Below are 19,643 nucleotides of genomic sequence, written 5' to 3' on the forward strand. Positions count from 1 at the left end.
AAAAAAATGTGAGCATTTTCGAAATAGCATTAAGAAAAATCAAATTTAAATGTTGATTCTAATCAATGCCATTAAATCCAATACTGATTATAATTATCACTAGTTAATTTATAATTAAGGATTTCTAATGGAATATACCTTCGTACTAATCTTACACCTACTAAGTGCAATTATTTTTATAGGTTTTATTTTTGCAGATGTAATTATTTTTCCAGCAGTTAAAAATAAATTGGGAAAAGAATTACATGCAAAAATGATTGAAGCAATAGTTGGGCGTGGACTTAAAATATATCCTCTTATTGTTTTGGTTCTTATATTCACTGGTGGATATATGTTTAGTAAATACATAAATAGTGAAGTAGGAGTTATAAATTCTTCACTACAAATTTTACTATTAATCAAAGTTTTTTTTGTATTTCTTATCATTATTGGTGTTATTTATACTATGTATTGCAAACTCACAAAAAAAGAACCAATAGCTTTTATGAATTATTTTCATACATATGCTTTAGTTTTATCAATAGCAATTGTCATTCTTGCAAAATTGATGTTTGTAGTATAAACCCCTATTTTACACATATTAATAATCAATTAATAAAATAATCTTATACTTCAAAATAAACTATAATTATTAGGATAATTTGAAATATGAGTATCACTCGAAGAAAATTTACTTACTTAGCTGGTATTAGCACCCTTCTTGCCACCCTACCTTCATGGGCAAAAGAGAGTACTAAAATAACTCCTGCCTTATTTATAGGACATGGAACACCTATGAATGCCTTTGTCGAAAATAGATTTACTAAAGAGTGGGAAAAAATCGCTCAAATAATAAAAAAACCAAAAGCCATCTTAGTAGTTTCAGCACATTGGGAGACTATGTTTCCAGCTGTCAGTACAGCTGCTAATCCTGAGACAATATATGATTATTATGGTTTCCCTGAATTTATGTATGAATTTAAATATCCAGCCCCTGGTACCCCAAAAATTGCAAAACATGTCTCAGAGACATTCAAAGAAGAAGTATTTAACGATCCAATTAGAGGTTTAGACCATGGTGCTTGGACTGTATTATCAAGACTTTTCCCAAAAGCTGATGTACCAGTATTTGAGTTTAGCTTAGCCCAATCAATGACTCCAAAAGAGCATTTTTTATTAGCAAAAGAGATGTATGAGCTAAGAAAACAAGGGATTATGATAATAGGTTCAGGAAATATTGTTCATAATATTCCCAGTGCAAAAAGTGATACTATGCATGGTACTAGAGATGTAGTTCATGATTGGGCAAAAAGTTTTGATGAAAAAGTAACTTCAAAAATAGATAGTGGTGATTATGAGGCTTTAGTAAATTACCAAGAAATGGGCAAAGATGCTCTAATGGCAGTTCCTAGCCCTGAGCACTTTTTGCCACTTTTATATGTTTTAGGATGTGTAAAAAAAGATGAACAACATAAATATTTTGCTCAAGGATTTCAAGAAGGCTCTTTTTCTATGAGGTCAGTTCTTTTCTCATAAAAAATTATTTAGCCATTTTCTCTTTATAAAGTTTGTGTGGAGTTGGTTTTTTGTTAAAATCAATTGTTACTAAAACTACTTCTTCAACTTGAACTATTACTTTATTTGTTGTTTTATTTCTAAGTTCACATTTTAATGTAATTGAAGTTTTTCCTACTCTTACTAGTTCAACTCCTGTAATTAAAATATCACCAATATTTGCAGCACTATTAAATACGACTTCTGATACTTTTGCAGTAGCAATTCTACTAGTATCTAATAAATTTGCAGCATAAACCATAGCATCTTGGTCAATCCAAGATAAAGCTGTCCCACCAACTAAAATACCAGCAGCATTTAGATGAGGATAAGTTACCATTCTTTGTGTTGTATATTCCAATCCAAAACCTTTTTTCTTATTTTCGACTATTTTTTATAAAAACTTGATTAAACCTAGGTCAAAAATCAGCTGTATTTCGAAATGCTTTTTTAATGCTATGTAAAATTAGTATACTCGGAAGTAAAAAGGAGTATTCATGCAAAAGTTTTTATATATTACTGACCAAACAGAATATAGCGATAATAGTTTTATTGGCCCTTTATTTGAAAAATACTTAACTAAACATTTTGAAATACATATCATCTATTTTTCTAAATATAAAGCATCTTTTGAAAGAAAAGATAATAATAAAATCATTATTCCCCTTGCAGATAAACTAAATGTTATAGATGTTTTAGGACATAATGGAATAGATTTAAAAGAGTATAAAATAGTAGCTGTAAGAAATGATACAAAAATATTAAAAGAAGTACTTAAAAAAAGAATCGTTTTTGATTATAAAGTTGCTTTTAGATTATCATTTCCAAAAAGAATTGCCAAGCTTCAAATTGATGAAGCAAACAACAAAAAAAGCTATTTTGATATAATCTCAAATAAAATTAAACTACACCAAGAAACATCACTAATAAACGATTGTGACCTATTTCTTCCAACAACTATAAAAATGAGAGATAACTATTTAAAAGATGTGAAAACAAAAACTTTTGTTATTCCTTCAGCTATTGATCCAGAAGTTTTACACGAAAATATACAACATGAAAGTGAAGAAAAAAGATTTTTTTATGCAGGAACTTTAGATAAATTAAGAGAATTTGAAACAGTATTAGATGCCTTTTCTCAAATTGAGAGTAAAAGCTTTAAAATCATGATTTCTACAAAAGACCCAGAATATGCCCAAGAGTTATTAGCTAAATATCCTAACTTAAGAGCAAATTTTGAATTAAATAATGCCACATCAAAAGAGGAGTTATTGGATTTAATTGCAAAAGCTGATATTGGTTTATCAATTTTACCTGATATTGCTTTATTTAACACCTCAACACCTGTTAAAATCATGGATTATTATGCTTCTGCTGTTCCTTGTATAATGTCAAAAAATGATAACAATCTTTCTATTTTTGATGATAATAAAACAGCTTGGCTTTGTGACTTTGACAAAGATTCAATTAAAACAAAACTTGAAGAGATAATCTCATTACCAAAAGAAAATATCACTCAAGTTGGAATTGATGGACAAAAAAGACTTTTAGATATAAGAAACTATGAAAGAATCGCTGATGCTTTAGCTCATCAATTAAATATCTTATAAAAATATGCATTTGCATATTTTTATAACGCAAGTTCTTTTAAATAGTCTGCAATTTTAGGAATATTATCTTTTCTACATACTAAACAAGTAGGAATATCCCAAGCTTTTTTATTTAACTTCAAAATTTTAACCTCATCTTCAAATCTTAATTTTTTTACAATACTTAAAGGAAGTATTGATTTTCCCATTCCAGCTTTTGCACATCCTAAAATAGTATCATAGCTGCCAAATTCTAACTTTTTGTGTTCCACTTGTGTTAGTTCAAAAAGATAATCTTGAGCAAAATCACTGTATGCACACCCTTTTTTAAAACTCAAAAATACATTTGGAACCACTTCCTCAAAAGGTTCAACTAAAACCAATTCTTCATCAACTTTATTTAATACAAGGAGTTCATTTTCTTGAGGTACACCACTAACAAAAGCCATATCTACTTTGTAGTCCATTATCATTTTTTTGATTTCACCTGTTGTATTTGTGATAAGTTCTAGTTGAATATCTGGGAATTCATTGTGTATATTTATTAAAAAGTTTACTATTCTTGTCACAGCATTTGATTCAGTTGAAGCAACAATTAACTGCTCTTGCTTTAGCATATCTTTCATATCTAAAGTTGCTAACTCTATTTTTTTTATAATATCTACTGCATGTGGGTAAAGTCTTTCCCCTTCATGTGTTAAGATAACTCCAGAAGGAACTCTATGAAAAAGTTTACATTCAAGATTTTTTTCTAACTGTTTTATTCTAGAAGTTACATTTGACTGAGCATATTTTAAACTATTTGCAGCTTTTGAAATAGACTTCTTATTTGCAACACTTACAAATACTTTTAGTAAGTTTGAATCCATATCACTTTTCCTTATATCACTAATCATGATTAATTATTTGACATAATATCATTTTTAGTGATATTATGTCAAAAACAAAGGAATAGAGTTTGAAAAAAATAAACCTTTTAGATAAAGATTCAAATGCTTCTATTATACTCGCAGGAATCCTTGCATTAATTATTGGAGTGGGAGTAGCAAGATTTGTATTTACATCTTTACTTCCTCCTATGCTTGAAGATTATTTAACTGTTAGTTTTGCTGGTATTTTAGCTTCTGTTAATTATGCAGGATATTTAGCTGGTTCTATTTTTGCTGTATTCATAAAAGATATATATACAAAGGTAAAGTTTTTTAGACTTGGGATGATTATATCTATTTTAACAACCTTAGTTTTAGCTACAACACATAATGAAACTTTATGGTTAATCTCAAGAATAATCGCAGGATTTGGAGCCGCTATGGCTTTAGTTGTAGGTTCTGCAATTGTAATGTACAAACTAAAAATAGATAATAAAACAAAAGCCATGGGGATACATTTTTCAGGAATTGGGTTTTCTATTTTAGTTACTGATTTAATTGTTCGTGCAGTATTTTATTTCCATGGGACTTGGCAAGAAGCTTGGTTAGTTTTAACTATTTTTGCCTTTTTTGCATCTTTTTATTCTATGTATATTTTATCTTTTGGTAAAAGAGTAGATGCAAATGTGGTAAAACACCATTTTGATATAAAACTGTTTTCACCCTTTGTAATACTTCTTATTATTGCATATTTTTGTGAAGGTGTTGGGTTTGTTGTTCAAGCAACTTTTATTCCTGATATTATTAATTCACTTGAAGGTCTAAAAGGATATGGTAATCTTACTTGGACTCTTGTTGGACTAGCAGGTATTCCCTCTTGTATTATTTGGATGAATTTAGCACACAAATATGGAAGTGTAAATATAATCATTATTGCTATGTTATTACAAGTAGTTGGAATACTAATTTCAGCCCTTACAAATAATCTATACCTTAACCTATTATCTGGTGTTTTATATGGAGGTACTTTTATAGGTCTTGTAGCACTATTTATGAGTCTAGGAGGCAAACTTTCAGGTGCAAACCCTGTTGTTCTAATGGGAGCACTTACAACTGCTTATGGAGTAGGACAAGTTTTAGCACCATTATATAGTATAGCCTTAATAGATAAATTTGGAAACTACACTTATGCACTTTATTTAACTGCTTTTATTGTATTTTCAGGTGTAGTATTATTGTTTATCTCAAAAATTCTAAATATAGTAAAGGAATAGAAAGATTTTTTACAAATCTTGTTAAAAGAAGTTATTAAATATAAGTTCCCTTTAAAATGGGAACATCTTAAAGGAATAAATATGCCATATATAAATGTAAAAATGACCCACGAAGATGGAGGGGCAACAAAAGAACAAAAAGAAAAACTTTCAAAAGGTATAACTGAACTTTTTTCAGAGATTTTTGGAAGAGGAGCTTCAAGTGCTGTTGTTCTTATAGAAGAGGTTTCTACTGATAATTATGCAATTGGTGGAAAAACAATTACAAATATAAGAGAAGAGCAAAAAAAGAATTGATTTAAATCATACTTTTACCTTTTTCTTTTGGCTAAGATTCATTTATTTCTTGAAAAATGGATTAATATATGAAAAAGTTTTTTAAACAATTTAAAAAAGTAAATACTGAACCTATTGAAAGAGCTAATATTATTTGGTCTTGGATAGGTTCATTTGTAGGTATTTTAGCTATCTCTTTATTTCACAGTGATATTCTAAATGATAATGATTTAACTTTAGTAATTGGTTCTTTTGGTGCAAGTGCTGTATTAGTTTATGGAGCTGTAAATTCTCCTCTTGCCCAACCTAGAAATCTCATTGGTGGACATATTTTATCCGCACTTATAGGAGTTATATCTTTTAAACTATTTCATAATCATATATTATTTTGTTCTGCTTTTGCAGTTGCCACTTCTATTTTGATTATGCAAGTAACTTTAACACTTCATCCTCCAGGAGGTGCAACAGCCCTCATTGCTGTAATTGGCAGTAATCAAATACATGATTTAGGATTTTTATATGTTTTATATCCAGTAGCATCTGGAGCTTTTATTCTTTTGATAATTGCAGTAGTTGTGAATAATATCCCTGCACATAGACATTATCCACATTCACATAAAATTTTTAATTTTAAATGGTTTGAAGAAGATTGATTAATCTTTTTTTACATAAACTTTAAATTTCCAAGCTGGGCTTTTTATTTTGCCATCTTCTTTGATTGCTTCATAATCTCTTTGTTGAGCTAAATCCCAAGTTGAAAAATCAATAGGTTCTAAGTATGCATCTGCTTCTCCTGAATAATCAACTTCACTTAAATACATTTTATCAACATACTCAAATAAAGTTTTATAAATAGTAGCCCCACCTATTATAAATAATTCTTCCTCTCCTTTTTCTCTAGCACAATTCAAAGCCTCATATATATCAGAAAATGTCTCCACACCTTCATATTCAAAACCACCTTTTGTTAGTACAAGTGAAGTTCTATTTGGTAAGGGCTTACCTATTGATTCAAAGGTTTTTCTTCCCATTAAAATATGGTGCCCGGAAGTTATAGTTTTAAAGTTTTTAAAATCCTCAGAGATATGCCATAGCATTTCATTATTTAAACCTATTTCCCAATTCTTTCCATAAGCTACTATCATTGATACTATCATACTGTATTCCTTTTAATTGGTTCCCAATAAAAAGGAACCATTTTTATATATCTACTTTTTGACAAAAGAAGGCAATGATTTGCCTTTTGGCTATACTGCCATTACACCTTTTATATGCTCATGAGCTTGGTAATTACTAAGTTCAAAATCTTCCATTTTAAAATCAAAGATATTTTTGATATCTGGATTTATTTTCATAGTTGGTTTTGCAAAGGGTTCTCTTGTAATTTGTAAGTTTGCTTGTTCTATATGATTTGAATAAAGATGTGCATCTCCAAAAGTATGTACAAAATCCCCTACTTCTAAATCACAAACTTGTGCAACCATCATAGTCAATAATGCATAAGAAGCGATATTAAAAGGTACTCCTAAAAATATATCCGCACTTCTTTGATAAAGTTGGCACGATAACTTTCCATTTGCCACATAAAATTGAAAAAAAGTATGACAAGGAGGAAGTGCCATTTTTTCTATTTCTGCCACATTCCAAGCACTTAAAATAAGTCGTCTCGAATCAGGATTATTTTTGATTTGTTCTATTAATTCAGATACTTGATCAATATCTTTTCCATCATTTGTTTTCCAACTTCTCCATTGGCTTCCATAAACAGGGCCTAACTCTTTTACAGTATCACTATTTTCATATCCTAAAGCAACACCTTGATTATCTGCATTTGCAGTCCAGACTGTTTTTTTGCCTATGATATTTTCTGCCTTATCACCATAGTGAATTTCAGCCAATCTTCTCTCGTCAGTTGAACCTTCTAAAAACCAAAGAAGCTCTGAAATAATAGCTTTCAAATGACATTTTTTAGTAGTTACTAAAGGAAAACCTTCACTTAAATCAAATCTCATTTGGTAACCAAATACTGATTTTGTTCCTGTTCCTGTTCTATCTTCTTTTAGTGTTCCATTTTCTAATACATGTTTCATCAAGTCTAAATATTGCTTCATTTCGTTCCTTACATAAGTAGTAAATATACTACTAAATATTGAAGAATATTTTACCTAAGATTATATATTTTATAAATAAATTTTGTTTAAAAGATAAGTAAATCTATTAATGTGTAAGAAATATATAACATCAAGCAGGCAACTGATATATCTAAGATTTTCCAAGTAATTGGTTTTTTAAATAAAGGAATTAAGACTCTAGCTCCATAACCTAATGTCAAAAACCAGCTAGCTGAAGCTAAAGCAGAACCTAAAATAAAATATATTTTTAAGTTGTCTTCAACATTAGCTCCAATTCCACCTATTAATAAAACTGTATCTAAATATACATGAGGATTTAAAAAAGTAAACATAAAAAGTAAAGTAAATACTTCTTTGATAGGATTTGTTTTTATCTCATTATCAATTTTTAAACTCTCGTTTTTAAAAGCTGACTTAAAAGACTTAAAAGAATAAAATAATAAAAAAACTATTCCAAAAATTGCAATGCCATTTATAAAAGTTTGGTTTCCTTTTATAAAAGCACCCAGTCCAAAAACTCCTAAAGTAATCAAAACAAAATCTGAAATAATACAAATGAGTGTTGCTTTTAATACATGTTGCTTAAGTAATCCAAGCTTTAAGATATAGGCATTTTGAGCACCAATTGCCACTATTAAAGATAAGGCTACTATGTAACCTTTTATAAAAATATCAAATTCCACTAAATATAACTTTTAGCTAAATGTATAATTCCTGAAACTATAAATTGAACGGCAAGTGCTCCAACAATAAGTCCCATAAGTTTTGTTACTACATTTTGTCCAGTAACACCTAAATATTTTTTAATATAGATTGAGTTTCTTAGTATTAAATAAAATATCAAAGCATTAATACAAAAAGCCATAACCAAAGTAAAAAGTTCCATAGTATTTTCAACTTGATTTTTAAAAATAATAATTGTAGTAAAAAGTCCAGCTCCAAAAGCAATTGGAATACCTATTGGAATAACTGCTAGTTCTTCATCTTTTTTACTATCTCTTGTACCATCTTGATTTTCATTAGAAGAACTTCCTCTTACCATAGTAATAGCCATCAATAATAAAATCAATCCACCCATAACTTGAAGTGAATCTTCTCCTATACCAAATAGTTTTAAAACTAAATCTCCACTAATCAATACAACAAAAAATGCCACTACAATAGTAATAGTTGTTTTTCTAGCGATTGTAGACATTTGTGTTTTTGAGATATTGGGACTAAGAATTGACAAAGCAATTGCACTTATTCCAATAGGATCAATTATTGCAAAAAATGTGATACTTTGTTGTAAAAAATTTTGAAAAATTTCCAATTAATTCATTCCACCTTTTAAAGCCATTTTTTTCTCTATTCTATGTCCTATAAAACTTAATACAGAAGTTATACAAAGATAAAGTAATGCTACAATTATCCAAGTTTCAAAGGGAGAAAAAGTATTTGCAACAATCTCTTTTCCAACTTTTGTCAAATCTGTAATAGAAATAACTGAAACCAAAGAAGAATCTTTTACTAAAGCAATCATTTCACCAATAAGTGTTGGCAAAGCTCTTTTAAAAGCTTGAGGTAAAATTATATATCTCATAGCTTGAAAGTTAGATATTCCCAAAGATTTTGAAGCTTCTAGTTGACCTTTATCAATAGATTGAATAGCACCTCTTAAAATCTCTGCCATATATGCACCAAAGAATATACCTAAAGATAATACCCCTGCTACAAAACGATCAAATTCAAAAATATTTGCAACAATAAAATAAAATAAAAATATTTGAACTAATAAAGGAGTTCCCCTTACGATTGTTACATATACCGTTGCTAAATCTTTTATAAATACTATTGGAGATAGCTTCATAAAAGCAACAATAATACCAATAAAAAAAGTTAAAACAGCTGCAAAAAAGGATATTTTTAAGGTTATCCATAAACCATTTAAAATAGGTCCTGGTTTTGTTACTGTTTTTGTAGCAATATAATCGCCACTATATACATTTTCACCCACTTTATACTCAAATAAAAAACTACTATCTAACTTATTAAGAGTTATATTTTCATCACCCTTAATATAGTATTTGCCATCTTCTAATACTAGTTTTCCATCTACTGGGGCTTCTATTGTTATAGTTTCTTTATATGCAAAATATTTAGGAACAGAACTCCACTTCCAAACATAATTAATATTTGAAGCTGCTGCATATAAAAAATATCCTAAAACAATAAATAAAGCTAAGGCAATGATATGCCCTAGCTTTTTATTTTGTGTCCATGATTCTCTTCTTGCCATAGATTATTGAACTCTTTTTAACCAAGCAGTATCTTTCAACCACTTATCATTTAACTTACCATAGAAATCAACTACTTTGTCACCCTTCATTTGTCTTAAAAAGTTATTTAACCAATTTAAAAAATCAGGATCACCTTTTCTAATTGCCCATGCTAAAGGTTCAAATGTTAAAGGTTCATCTAAATGTACTAATTTATCTTTACCTTTATCTGCCATAAATAAGATATTGTATGGTTGGTCATAAACAAATGCAGTTGCATTATCATTTAACACTTCACTTACAGCATCTGCTTCAGTTTCAAATGTAACAATTTTTGCTTTTTTATAAAATTTTCTTATTGCAATTTCAGCTGATGTTCCAAGTTTTGTAACAATTGTATATTTTGGATCATCTAACTGTTTTGCAGATGTGATTTTACCTTCTAAAGATTTGTTCATTAACATAGTTTGTCCAACTACTAAATAGGGATCTGCAAAATTTACTTTTAAGTTTCTTTGTTGAGAAACAGTCATACCAGAGATAATAATATCACATTTTCCAGTTACAAGTGCTGCAACTATACCATCCCAAGCTGTAGGAAGAAGTTTTAATTTAACTCCTATATCTTTAGCCATTTTTTTAGCAACATCCACATCATAACCAATAATTCTACCCTTTTTATCTTTCATTTCAAAAGGCATATATCCAGGTTCTAAACAAACTTGCATTTCACCTCTTTCTAAGATTTTATTCAATGTAGAATTCTTCCACAAATTTATATCCGATGCCACTAAATTAACTGTAGCAAATACTAAAATAGCTAAAAGCGTTTTTTTCATTTTTCTTCCTTTTTTATTTAATGTGTTAAAATTTCATTTAAGAATTTTTTTGCTCTATCACTTTTTGGATTTTCAAAAAATTCTTTTGGTGTAGATTCTTCAACTACAACACCATGATCCATAAATACTATTCTATCTCCAACTTCTTTTGCAAACCCCATCTCATGAGTTACACATACTATTGTAAAGCTTTCGTGGGCTAAATCTTTCATTACAGCTAAAACATCACCGATTGTTTCTGGATCTAAGGCAGAGGTAGGCTCATCAAAAAGTATTATCTTAGGCTTCATTGCTAAACTTCTAGCAATAGCAACACGTTGTTTTTGACCACCAGATAAATCCCCAGGATAAGAGTTCGCTTTATCTTCTAGTTTTACTTTTTTTAAAAGTTCCATTGCAATAGTGCTAGCATCCTCTTTTTTTATATTTTTGACTAAATTGGGTGCTAAAGTAATGTTTTCAAGTATAGTTAAATGGGGAAAAAGATTAAAATGTTGGAATACCATACCAACTTCGCTTCTTATAGTTTGTAGATTTTTTTTGCTTCCATGGATATCGATGTTATCAACAAAAATTTCACCGCTATCTATTTCTTCTAAACCATTAATACATCGGATTAATGTTGATTTCCCTGAACCTGAAGGCCCACAGACCACAACAATTTCACCTTTTTTAACATTGAAATCAATTCCTTTTAAGACATGAAACTTGTCATAAAACTTATCGATTTTCTTCATACTTATAATATTATCCATCATCTCTCTTTAATTAGACTAAGACGATATCATAGCTAAATTTATTTTAACATTCCTATAGAGCATGTATATAATTTATACATAAAATAATCTTTTGCTTAAATAAACTATGGGTACAATGCAAATTTTATTTTAGGAGAATAATTGAATAAAAAACTATTAGAACTAAGAGCAGACTTTTTACTTTTAACTGTCGCTATTGCTTGGGGTGTGACTTTTTTAATGGTACAAGATGCTATTAAATCTGTACCTGTTTATGCATTTTTATTTTGGCGTTTTGGAATTGCTACTATTTTAATGGCAATAATTGCATATAAATATTTTGACAAACTAAATAAACAAACTATACTTTATGGAGTTATTTTGGGTTGTTTTTTATTTTCTGCTTTTGCTACTCAAACCTTTGGCTTAGCCTATACAAAAAGTTCAATAATAGCTTTTTTAACAGGATTAAATGTAATAATTGTACCTTTTTTAGCCTATGTTGTTTTTAAAGAATATGTTAGAAAAATGGTTTTTATAAGTTCTCTAATAGCCGTTTGTGGTCTGTATTTATTAACTATGAGTGGAAGTTTATCACTTGGAAAAGGTGAAGTATTAGGAATTATATGTGCTTTACTTTTTGCTTTACAAATACTCTTTACTGACAAATATTCAAAAAGAGTTAATGTATATCTCTTAGTACTGTTTCAATTTATAACTGTAACAATATTATCTTTATTATTTTCACTTAGTTTAGATAGTGTAACTTTTGATTTGGATTTTAATAATACATTTTTAAAAGCACTAATAATCACTTCTATCTTTGCAACTGTTTATGCATTTTTGATTCAAACTTATATGCAACAGTTTACAACTCCTACAAAAACAGCAGTTATTTTTTCTATGGAACCTGTAAGTGCAGGTATTTATGGCTACTTTGTAGGAAATGAACTTTTAAGTTCAATCCAACTTTTTGGAGCTACCTTAATCATACTCGCCCTACTTTTAGCGGAAATCAAATTCAAAAAAAAGTAATTTACTTTTAATTTACCTCATAGTTTTACAATTTCAATATAAATTTTATTTTGAAGAGGTAAAACATGTTAAGCAATCAGTTATTTGATATCAAAAGTATCCATGACTCATACAAAAAAGGTGTAACACCTAAAGATATTGTAACTGAGGTTTACAATAGAATTAAAAAAGTAAATGATGATGGAATATTTATTCATCTACAGCCAATAGAAGATATATTTGCTCAAACTTCATCTTTAGAAAAGATGAATTTAAGTGAAAAACCACTTTGGGGAATCCCTTTTACAGTAAAAGATAATATTGATGTGGAAGGTATTCCTACAACTGCTGCTTGTCCTGCATATGAATATATTGCAAAAGAAGATGCTTTTATAGTAAAAGTTTTAAAACAAGCAGGTGCCATTTGTATAGGAAAAACAAATCTAGACCAGTTTGCAACTGGTTTAGTAGGAATTAGAACTCCTTATGGAGCACCTAAAAATGCCCTTGATGAAAAAATCATTCCAGGTGGTTCTAGTTGTGGTTCAGCGGTTGCTGTTTCTCACCAATTATTTAGCTTCTCCCTTGGAACTGATACAGCAGGTTCTGGAAGAATCCCAGCAGCACTTAATAATCTAGTTGGACTAAAACCAACTTTAGGAGCTTTTTCAAAAAGAGGTGTTGTACCTGCTTGTCTTACAGTTGATGCTGTTTCAGTTTTTGCTTTAAATATTGAAGATGCTTATGATATTTTTGAAATTGCTAGCAAACATGACCAAAAAGATCCCTACTCTAAAAAAAGACCTAAAAACAAATATAAAAATACCCAAGATGTAGTTGTGGCTATTCCAAATAGCGATTCTCAAATCTTTATTGATGATGAAATTCAAAGAAAATCATACCAAGAGACAATCTCACTTATAAAAGAAAAAGGTTTTAAAACTATTGAAATAGATTTAAAACCTTTCTTTGAAGTTGCACAATTATTATATGAAGGTACTTGGTTGGCTGAAAGATACACTGTAATTGGAGATATGATAAAAAATCAACCAGCTGATATTTTAGATATTACTAGAACACTAATTCAAAAAGCAGAAACCTTTTCTGCAAGTGATGTATATAGAGATATTTATAGATTTAATGAACTTAAAAAAGAGATTGAACCAGTGTTAGAACAATTTGACATCTTATGTTTACCTTCAATGCCAAGGGTTGCAAGTGTAAAAGAGATAGAAGATGACCCAATAAAAGCAAACTCTAGACTTGGTATTTATACAAACTTTGTAAATCTATTAGACCTAAGTGCCATAGCAATTCCAGTAAATAAAAGAGAAGATGGTTTTGCAGGAGGAGTTACAATCATAGCAAATGCCTTTGAAGAACTGATGCTTGCAAAGTTTGCAAAATATATCCAAAAAGATATGACTCTAACTTATGGAAATAGTAAGGTTGAAGTAAAACTAAGTGACGATGATACTTTTGGAGTAACTTACGATGAAATAGAAGTGGCTGTTGTAGGAACACATCTTAGAGGAATGCCACTAAATAAAGACCTAGTTAAATTAAATGCAAGGTTTTTATATGAAGCAAAAACAACTCCAAATTACAAACTTTTTAAACTTCAAGATGAAGAAATACTAAAACCTGGGCTTATTCAAGATGAAAATGGAGTTTCTATTGAACTTGAAGTTTGGGCAATACCAATTGAAAATTTGGGAGAATTTGAAAGAACTATTCCAAAACCCTTATGCATAGGTTCAATTGAATTAGAAAATAAAAAAACTGTAAAAGGTTTTTTATGTGAAGCAAGTGCCTTAATTGGTGCAAAAGATATTTCAAGTTTTGGTGGCTGGAAAGCTTTTTTAAATTCAAATCAAATTAAAGGATAAAAAATGGAAAGAAGAGATTTTATGAGAATAGCAGGTGCTGCTTCAATACTGCCTTTTTTAAGATATTTACCAACCCAAGCAAATGCAGCAACGGGAAGCAATGGTGTTTTAGTAGTTGTTAGTGGAAACAATATCAATAGTTTAGATTTACATAGAAAAGGTACAAATAGACCTAGTTATCAAGTTACAGTAAATATTTATGACAGACTTGTGAAATTTGGAGTTAAAACTCTTCCTGATGGTTCAATGGCTTATGATTCTACAAAAATAGAGCCAGAAGTTGCCCAATCATGGGAATTTTCAGATGATAAAAAATCAATTACTTTTAAAATCAATCCAAAAGCTAAATTTTGGGATGGTACACCAGTTACTGCACATGATGTAAAATGGTCTTTTGATAGAGCTGTTACTTTAGGTGGTTTCCCAACTGTACAGATGAAAGCTGGTTCTATGTCAGATCCTAAACAGTTTGTTGTTGTTGATGATATGACATTTAGAATTGATTTACCATTTCCTTCTAAATTAACACTTCCTGATTTAGCTGTTCCAATTCCTTTTATTATCAACTCAAAAGTTGCTAAAGCACACTCTACTGCAAATGACCCTTGGGCTACAGAATATTTACATAAAACTCCTGCTGGTTCAGGACCATACAAAATTTTAAGATGGGATCCGGGTCAACAATTTGTTTACCAAAGAAATGAAGATTATGCGATAGCTCCAAAACCTGCAATAAAAAGAGTAATAGTAAGAGAAGTACCATCAGCTTCAACTAGACGAGCATTATTAGAGAGAAAAGATGCAGACCTTTATACAAATGTTCCTCCAAAAGATGTAAAAGAGTTCAAAGAAGGGGGTAAAATAAAAGTTTCTGGTGCTCCTATTGATAACTGTATACATGTTTTAGGATTAAATGTTAAATATAAACCTTTTGATAATAAAAAAGTTAGACAAGCTATTGCTTATGCTATTCCTTATGAAGAGATTTTATCATCAGCAGCTTATGGAAGAGGAAAACCTATGTTTGGAGGATCTAGTAAAACTCCATCAAATATTGTATGGCCTCAACCATCTCCTTATAATACAAATATAAAAAAAGCTAAAAAACTATTAGGAGAAGCTGGTTTCAAAGATGGGTTTGAAACAACACTTTCGTATAATTTAGGTCTTGCATCATGGCAAGAACCAACAGCACTTCTAATCCAAGAAGGATTGAAAAAAATAGGTATAAAAGTTAAACTAGACAAAATCCCAGGAGCAAACTGGAGAACAGCAGCACTTGTTGAAAAAAGACTTCCTATGCACTTAGAAAACTTTGGAGGGTGGTTAAATTATCCTGATTATTACTTCTTCTGGGCTTATAAATATGGACACTTATTTAATTCATCTAATTATAAAAATGAAAAGATTGAGAAACTAACAGATGAAACACTTCATATGGAAATAGATAATCCAAAATATGAAAATATGATTAAAGAGATGATTGAAATAGTTTATGATGATGTTCCTAGAATCCCATTATATCAACCATATCTAGATGCAGCAATGCAAAAAAATATTGATGGCTATGCTTCATGGTTCCATAGACAGCTTGATTGTACAACCATTACAAAATCATGAAAAATAAAGTAACTCAGATATTAAATAGATTGTTTCAATCAATCCCTTCGATTATAGGTATTGTAATAATCTCTTTTTTATTAACACGAGCGCTTCCAGGTGACCCAGCAGTCTATTTTGCTGGGGCTATGGCAGATAAAGAATCAATCGAGCAAGTACGGGTTTCTTTGGGTTTAGATAAAGGTATTGTTGAACAATTTTTTATCTATGTACAAAATCTTTTTCATGGTAATTTAGGTATGTCTTTAAATACTGGTATTCCTGTTTTACAAGAGTTAACTACTAGACTTCCAGCATCATTGGAATTGACTTTTTTAGGGCTAAGTTTTGCATTAATAATTGCAATTCCCTTAGGAATTTTATCAGCTACGAAACCTGGAACTTGGATTGACCATCTAACTAGAGTATTAGTTACTATGGGAGTATCTTTGCCTACGTTTTTTACGGGACTTTTTTTGATATATATTTTTTATTATCTTTTAGGAGTAGCACCCTCTCCTATTGGGAGACTTGATATTTTATATTTATCACCTCCCCATGTAACAGGATTTTATACTATTGATTCTTTGTTAGCAAATGATATGGAGACATTTTGGGCAAGTGTAAGACAGCTAATGTTACCTGCAATTACACTAGGAATATTTGCTCTAGCACCAATTGCTAGGATGACAAGAGCTTCCATGTTAAATGCTTTGTCAAGCGATTTTATAAGAACTGCAAGAGCAAATGGTCTGCCAAGAAGTAAGATCCTAATAACTTATGCCCTTAGAAATTCTTTATTATCAATACTTACAACACTAGGAATGGTTTTTTCATTTCTTTTAGGTGCAAATGTATTGGTTGAAAAAGTATTTTCTTGGCCTGGGATTGGTTCTTTTGCTATTGAAGCACTTGTGGCTTCTGATTATGCAGCGGTTCAAGGTTTTGTACTTACTATGGCATTACTTTTTGTTGTAGTAAATTTAACTATTGACATAATTTTAACTCTTATTGACCCCCGTGTCTCTATAGATAATTAGGAAAAAATATGAAACAATTTTTTACACATTTTAAATATATTTTAAAAGATAATTTAATTACAGCATTTTCATTTTTCATGTTTTTTGCCTTTGTATTTTTGGCTATATTTGGTTCGGCTATTGCACCTTATGATCCACTTTTAACAAATGCACATGCAGTTTTATCTCCTCCCTCTTGGGAGCATCTATTTGGAACTGATAACTTAGGAAGAGATGTTTTAAGTAGAGTAATAGTTGCTACAAAACTTGATTTATGGATAGCTTTTTCAGCAGTAATTTTATCCTTTATCATTGGTAGTGCTTTTGGGGCAATTGCTGGTTATTTAGGTGGTTGGGCTGATAAAATAATTGGTCGATTTTCTGATGCAATTATGGCTTTTCCACTTTTTGTTTTAGCAATGGGAATTGTGGCAACTTTAGGAAATTCTATTGAAAATATTATTTATGCAACAGCTGTTATTAATATACCTTTTTATGCAAGAGTAACAAGAGCCGAAGTTCTAATAAGAAGAGATGCAGGATATGTACAAGCTGCAAGACTTAATGGAAATTCAGATTTTAGAATCCTTGCTTTTCACATATTTCCAAACTGTATGCCTCCTATGATGATACAAATTTCTCTAAATATGGGTTGGGCAATATTAAATGCAGCAGGATTATCATTTATAGGATTAGGTGTTAGACCACCTGATGCAGAGTGGGGAATTATGGTAGCTCAAGGAGCCACATATATTGTTTCAGGAGAGTGGTGGTTAGCCTTATTTCCAGGACTTGCACTTATGCTTGCAGTATTTTGTTTTAATCTATTAGGTGATGGATTAAGAGATTTAGTAGACCCTAAAAAAAGAACATAAGGAGCTAATATTATGTATTCATTTTTAAAAATAGATGAGTTATCAATAGATTTTAAAACACGAAATGGAACAGTTCATGGACTAAAAAAAGCCTCAATGAATATCCAAAAAGGTGAGATTTTAGGAGTAATTGGAGAGAGTGGTTCTGGTAAATCAATTACAGCTTTTACAGTAATGGGATTATTAGATAGTGCAGGAAGAGTAACAAATGGAAAAATAGAGTTTGAAGGATTTACTTTAACAACTGCAAAAGAAAAAGATTTTAAAGAAATCAGAGGAAGAGAAATCTCTATGATATTTCAAAATCCAAGAGCTGCTTTAAATCCTATAAGATGTGTGGGTAAACAAATAGAAGATGTACTTATTTGTCACCACCAAGCAAGTCCACAAAATGCAAAAGAAAAAGCGATAAAAATACTAGAAAAAGTAAAAATAGTAAACCCACAAGATAGATATTGGTCTTATCCTTTTGAACTATCAGGGGGAATGTGTCAAAGGGTTATGATAGCAATTGCAATTGCTTGTAATCCAAGACTTTTAATAGCAGATGAACCAACAACAGGCCTTGATGTTACTACACAAAAAGTGATAATGGATTTAATTAAAGATTTGGCAAAAGAGCATCATATGGCTGTTATGTTAATAACCCATGACCTTGGAATGGCAGCAATGTATTGTGATAATATTTGTGTTATGCAAAAGGGTGAGATAGTAGAAAAAAATAGTGTTTATGAACTTTTTACAAAACCAAAACACCCATATACAATAAAACTAATAGCAGCATCCCCTGGTCCAAAATCTAAACTTTCAGATTTGACTGCTATTCCAGAAGAGATGGAAGGTGAAAAGATAGTCTCAAAAAAGCAAATACACAATGAAATAACAAAAAAAGGTGAAGTTATTTTAGAAGTTTTAAACTTAGTTAAAAAGTTTCCTCTAAGGGACAAAAGTAGCCTCTTTGCAAAGAAAAAAGAAGAGAATACTTTTACAGCGGTAAATGGAATCACCTTCAATCTAAAAAAAGGTGAAAGTTTAGGGTTAGTAGGAGAATCAGGTTGTGGTAAATCTACAACATCAAATATGATTACAAAACTTTTAGATCCAACTTCTGGTGATATAATTTTAGAAAATGAGAATATCACAGCTTACACATCTAAACAATTTGCAGCCATGAAACAAAGAAATAAAATACAAATGGTATTTCAAGATCCAACAGATAGTTTAAATCCTAGATTTAATGCTTTTGATTGTATTGCAGAGCCCCTTAGACGACTTTTAAAAATGAGAGACAGAAAAAAAATAAAAGAAAAAGTAGAAGAATTATCTTTAATGGTAGGACTTCCTATTCATTTACTCTCTAGATTTCCCCACCAACTTTCAGGTGGTCAAAAAGCAAGGGTAGGAATAGCAAGAGCAATATCAGTAAATCCAAAGATATTGATTCTAGATGAGCCAACTTCTGCCCTTGATGTATCAGTTCAAGCTGTAGTTTTACAATTATTAGATAGATTAAAAAAAGAGTTAGGTATGAGTTATATTTTTGTTTCACATGATTTAAATGTTGTAAAACTATTATGTGAAAGGGTTATTGTGATGAATAGAGGTGAAATAGTTGAACAAGGAACTGTACATGATATTTTAGAAAATCCACAAAAAGATTATACAAAAAAACTCATTGCATCGATTCCTCATTTTGAACCAAATAAACTAAAAATGGCTTAATTTGCAAAGAAGAAGAAT

General features: G+C 30.0%; 21 protein-coding genes. 12 read left to right on the top strand and 9 right to left on the bottom strand.

Going from position 1 to position 19,643, the window contains the following annotated elements; translation table 11 throughout:
• Positions 1-127 precede the first annotated feature (127 nt).
• Positions 128-562, top strand: a complete 435-nt coding sequence (locus tag ACNI3D_RS14325) for a hypothetical protein (RefSeq protein WP_419767478.1) — start codon at positions 128-130, stop codon at positions 560-562.
• 86 nt (positions 563-648) lie between these two features.
• Positions 649-1,515, top strand: a complete 867-nt coding sequence (gene ygiD / locus ACNI3D_RS14330; protein WP_419767479.1) for a 4,5-DOPA-extradiol-dioxygenase — start codon at positions 649-651, stop codon at positions 1,513-1,515.
• A gap of 4 nt (positions 1,516-1,519) precedes the next feature.
• Here ygiD and ACNI3D_RS14335 read toward each other — a convergent pair whose 3' ends face one another.
• Positions 1,520-1,894 carry an acyl-CoA thioesterase gene (locus ACNI3D_RS14335; protein ID WP_129099635.1) on the bottom strand — a complete coding sequence of 125 codons (375 nt, stop codon included), beginning with the start codon at positions 1,892-1,894 and terminating at the stop codon, positions 1,520-1,522.
• 136 nt (positions 1,895-2,030) lie between these two features.
• Between ACNI3D_RS14335 and ACNI3D_RS14340 the strand changes: the two genes are divergently transcribed.
• Entirely contained in the window at positions 2,031-3,143 is a 1,113-nt protein-coding gene (locus ACNI3D_RS14340; protein WP_419767480.1) for a glycosyltransferase, read from the top strand.
• A 20-nt stretch (positions 3,144-3,163) separates the two neighbouring features.
• Here ACNI3D_RS14340 and ACNI3D_RS14345 read toward each other — a convergent pair whose 3' ends face one another.
• A complete protein-coding gene (locus tag ACNI3D_RS14345) occupies positions 3,164-3,991 on the bottom strand; it encodes a LysR family transcriptional regulator (protein ID WP_419767481.1) in 828 nt (275 codons plus the stop codon).
• A gap of 89 nt (positions 3,992-4,080) precedes the next feature.
• Here ACNI3D_RS14345 and ACNI3D_RS14350 point away from each other — a divergent pair, with 89 nt between their 5' ends.
• The 3 genes from ACNI3D_RS14350 to ACNI3D_RS14360 all read left to right on the top strand — a co-directional run bounded on the left by ACNI3D_RS14350 (position 4,081) and on the right by ACNI3D_RS14360 (position 6,194).
• Positions 4,081-5,265, top strand: a complete 1,185-nt coding sequence (locus tag ACNI3D_RS14350) for a YbfB/YjiJ family MFS transporter (protein ID WP_419767482.1) — start codon at positions 4,081-4,083, stop codon at positions 5,263-5,265.
• A gap of 81 nt (positions 5,266-5,346) precedes the next feature.
• A complete protein-coding gene (locus tag ACNI3D_RS14355; protein WP_129099631.1) occupies positions 5,347-5,562 on the top strand; it encodes a tautomerase family protein in 216 nt (71 codons plus the stop codon).
• 68 nt (positions 5,563-5,630) lie between these two features.
• Positions 5,631-6,194 (top strand): HPP family protein, encoded by a 564-nt coding sequence (locus ACNI3D_RS14360; RefSeq protein WP_129099630.1) that lies wholly within the window; start codon positions 5,631-5,633, stop codon positions 6,192-6,194.
• On the opposite strand, the gene ACNI3D_RS14365 is transcribed toward ACNI3D_RS14360, so the two are convergent.
• From ACNI3D_RS14365 to ACNI3D_RS14395, 7 genes are all read right to left on the bottom strand, one after another.
• A complete protein-coding gene (locus ACNI3D_RS14365; RefSeq protein WP_258238609.1) occupies positions 6,195-6,698 on the bottom strand; it encodes a dihydrofolate reductase in 504 nt (167 codons plus the stop codon). It abuts the gene before it with no gap.
• Positions 6,699-6,788: 90 nt separating this feature from the next.
• Complete coding sequence (locus tag ACNI3D_RS14370) at positions 6,789-7,652, bottom strand: thymidylate synthase (protein ID WP_129099629.1); 864 nt, start codon at positions 7,650-7,652, stop codon at positions 6,789-6,791.
• A gap of 86 nt (positions 7,653-7,738) precedes the next feature.
• Complete coding sequence (locus ACNI3D_RS14375) at positions 7,739-8,356, bottom strand: LysE/ArgO family amino acid transporter (RefSeq protein WP_129099628.1); 618 nt, start codon at positions 8,354-8,356, stop codon at positions 7,739-7,741.
• A complete protein-coding gene (locus ACNI3D_RS14380) occupies positions 8,356-8,985 on the bottom strand; it encodes a MarC family protein (protein WP_129099627.1) in 630 nt (209 codons plus the stop codon). Before ACNI3D_RS14380 ends, ACNI3D_RS14375 begins: the two co-directional genes overlap by 1 nt.
• Positions 8,986-9,951 (bottom strand): amino acid ABC transporter permease, encoded by a 966-nt coding sequence (locus tag ACNI3D_RS14385; RefSeq protein WP_129099626.1) that lies wholly within the window; start codon positions 9,949-9,951, stop codon positions 8,986-8,988.
• 3 nt (positions 9,952-9,954) lie between these two features.
• A complete protein-coding gene (locus tag ACNI3D_RS14390; protein ID WP_419767483.1) occupies positions 9,955-10,770 on the bottom strand; it encodes a transporter substrate-binding domain-containing protein in 816 nt (271 codons plus the stop codon).
• A 17-nt stretch (positions 10,771-10,787) separates the two neighbouring features.
• Complete coding sequence (locus tag ACNI3D_RS14395) at positions 10,788-11,528, bottom strand: amino acid ABC transporter ATP-binding protein (protein ID WP_309109216.1); 741 nt, start codon at positions 11,526-11,528, stop codon at positions 10,788-10,790.
• A gap of 141 nt (positions 11,529-11,669) precedes the next feature.
• Between ACNI3D_RS14395 and ACNI3D_RS14400 the strand changes: the two genes are divergently transcribed.
• From ACNI3D_RS14400 to ACNI3D_RS14425, 6 genes are all read left to right on the top strand, one after another.
• Positions 11,670-12,542, top strand: a complete 873-nt coding sequence (locus ACNI3D_RS14400; protein ID WP_419767484.1) for a DMT family transporter — start codon at positions 11,670-11,672, stop codon at positions 12,540-12,542.
• Positions 12,543-12,607: 65 nt separating this feature from the next.
• Positions 12,608-14,410, top strand: a complete 1,803-nt coding sequence (gene atzF, locus ACNI3D_RS14405; protein ID WP_419767485.1) for an allophanate hydrolase — start codon at positions 12,608-12,610, stop codon at positions 14,408-14,410.
• A 3-nt stretch (positions 14,411-14,413) separates the two neighbouring features.
• Positions 14,414-16,030 (top strand): ABC transporter substrate-binding protein, encoded by a 1,617-nt coding sequence (locus tag ACNI3D_RS14410; RefSeq protein ID WP_419767486.1) that lies wholly within the window; start codon positions 14,414-14,416, stop codon positions 16,028-16,030.
• Entirely contained in the window at positions 16,027-17,049 is a 1,023-nt protein-coding gene (locus tag ACNI3D_RS14415) for an ABC transporter permease (RefSeq protein WP_419767487.1), read from the top strand. Before ACNI3D_RS14410 ends, ACNI3D_RS14415 begins: the two co-directional genes overlap by 4 nt.
• 8 nt (positions 17,050-17,057) lie before the next feature.
• The gene (locus ACNI3D_RS14420) at positions 17,058-17,903 is read left to right on the top strand and encodes an ABC transporter permease (protein WP_419767488.1); all 846 of its coding nucleotides are present in this window, start codon (positions 17,058-17,060) and stop codon (positions 17,901-17,903) included.
• Positions 17,904-17,915: 12 nt separating this feature from the next.
• Positions 17,916-19,625, top strand: coding sequence for a dipeptide ABC transporter ATP-binding protein (locus ACNI3D_RS14425; protein ID WP_419767489.1), 1,710 nt, complete (start codon positions 17,916-17,918; stop codon positions 19,623-19,625).
• Positions 19,626-19,643: the final 18 nt, after the last annotated feature.

It is taken from the genome of Arcobacter siniprincipis (SeqCode), assembly GCF_048571125.1.
Taxonomy (GTDB): domain Bacteria; phylum Campylobacterota; class Campylobacteria; order Campylobacterales; family Arcobacteraceae; genus Arcobacter; species Arcobacter siniprincipis.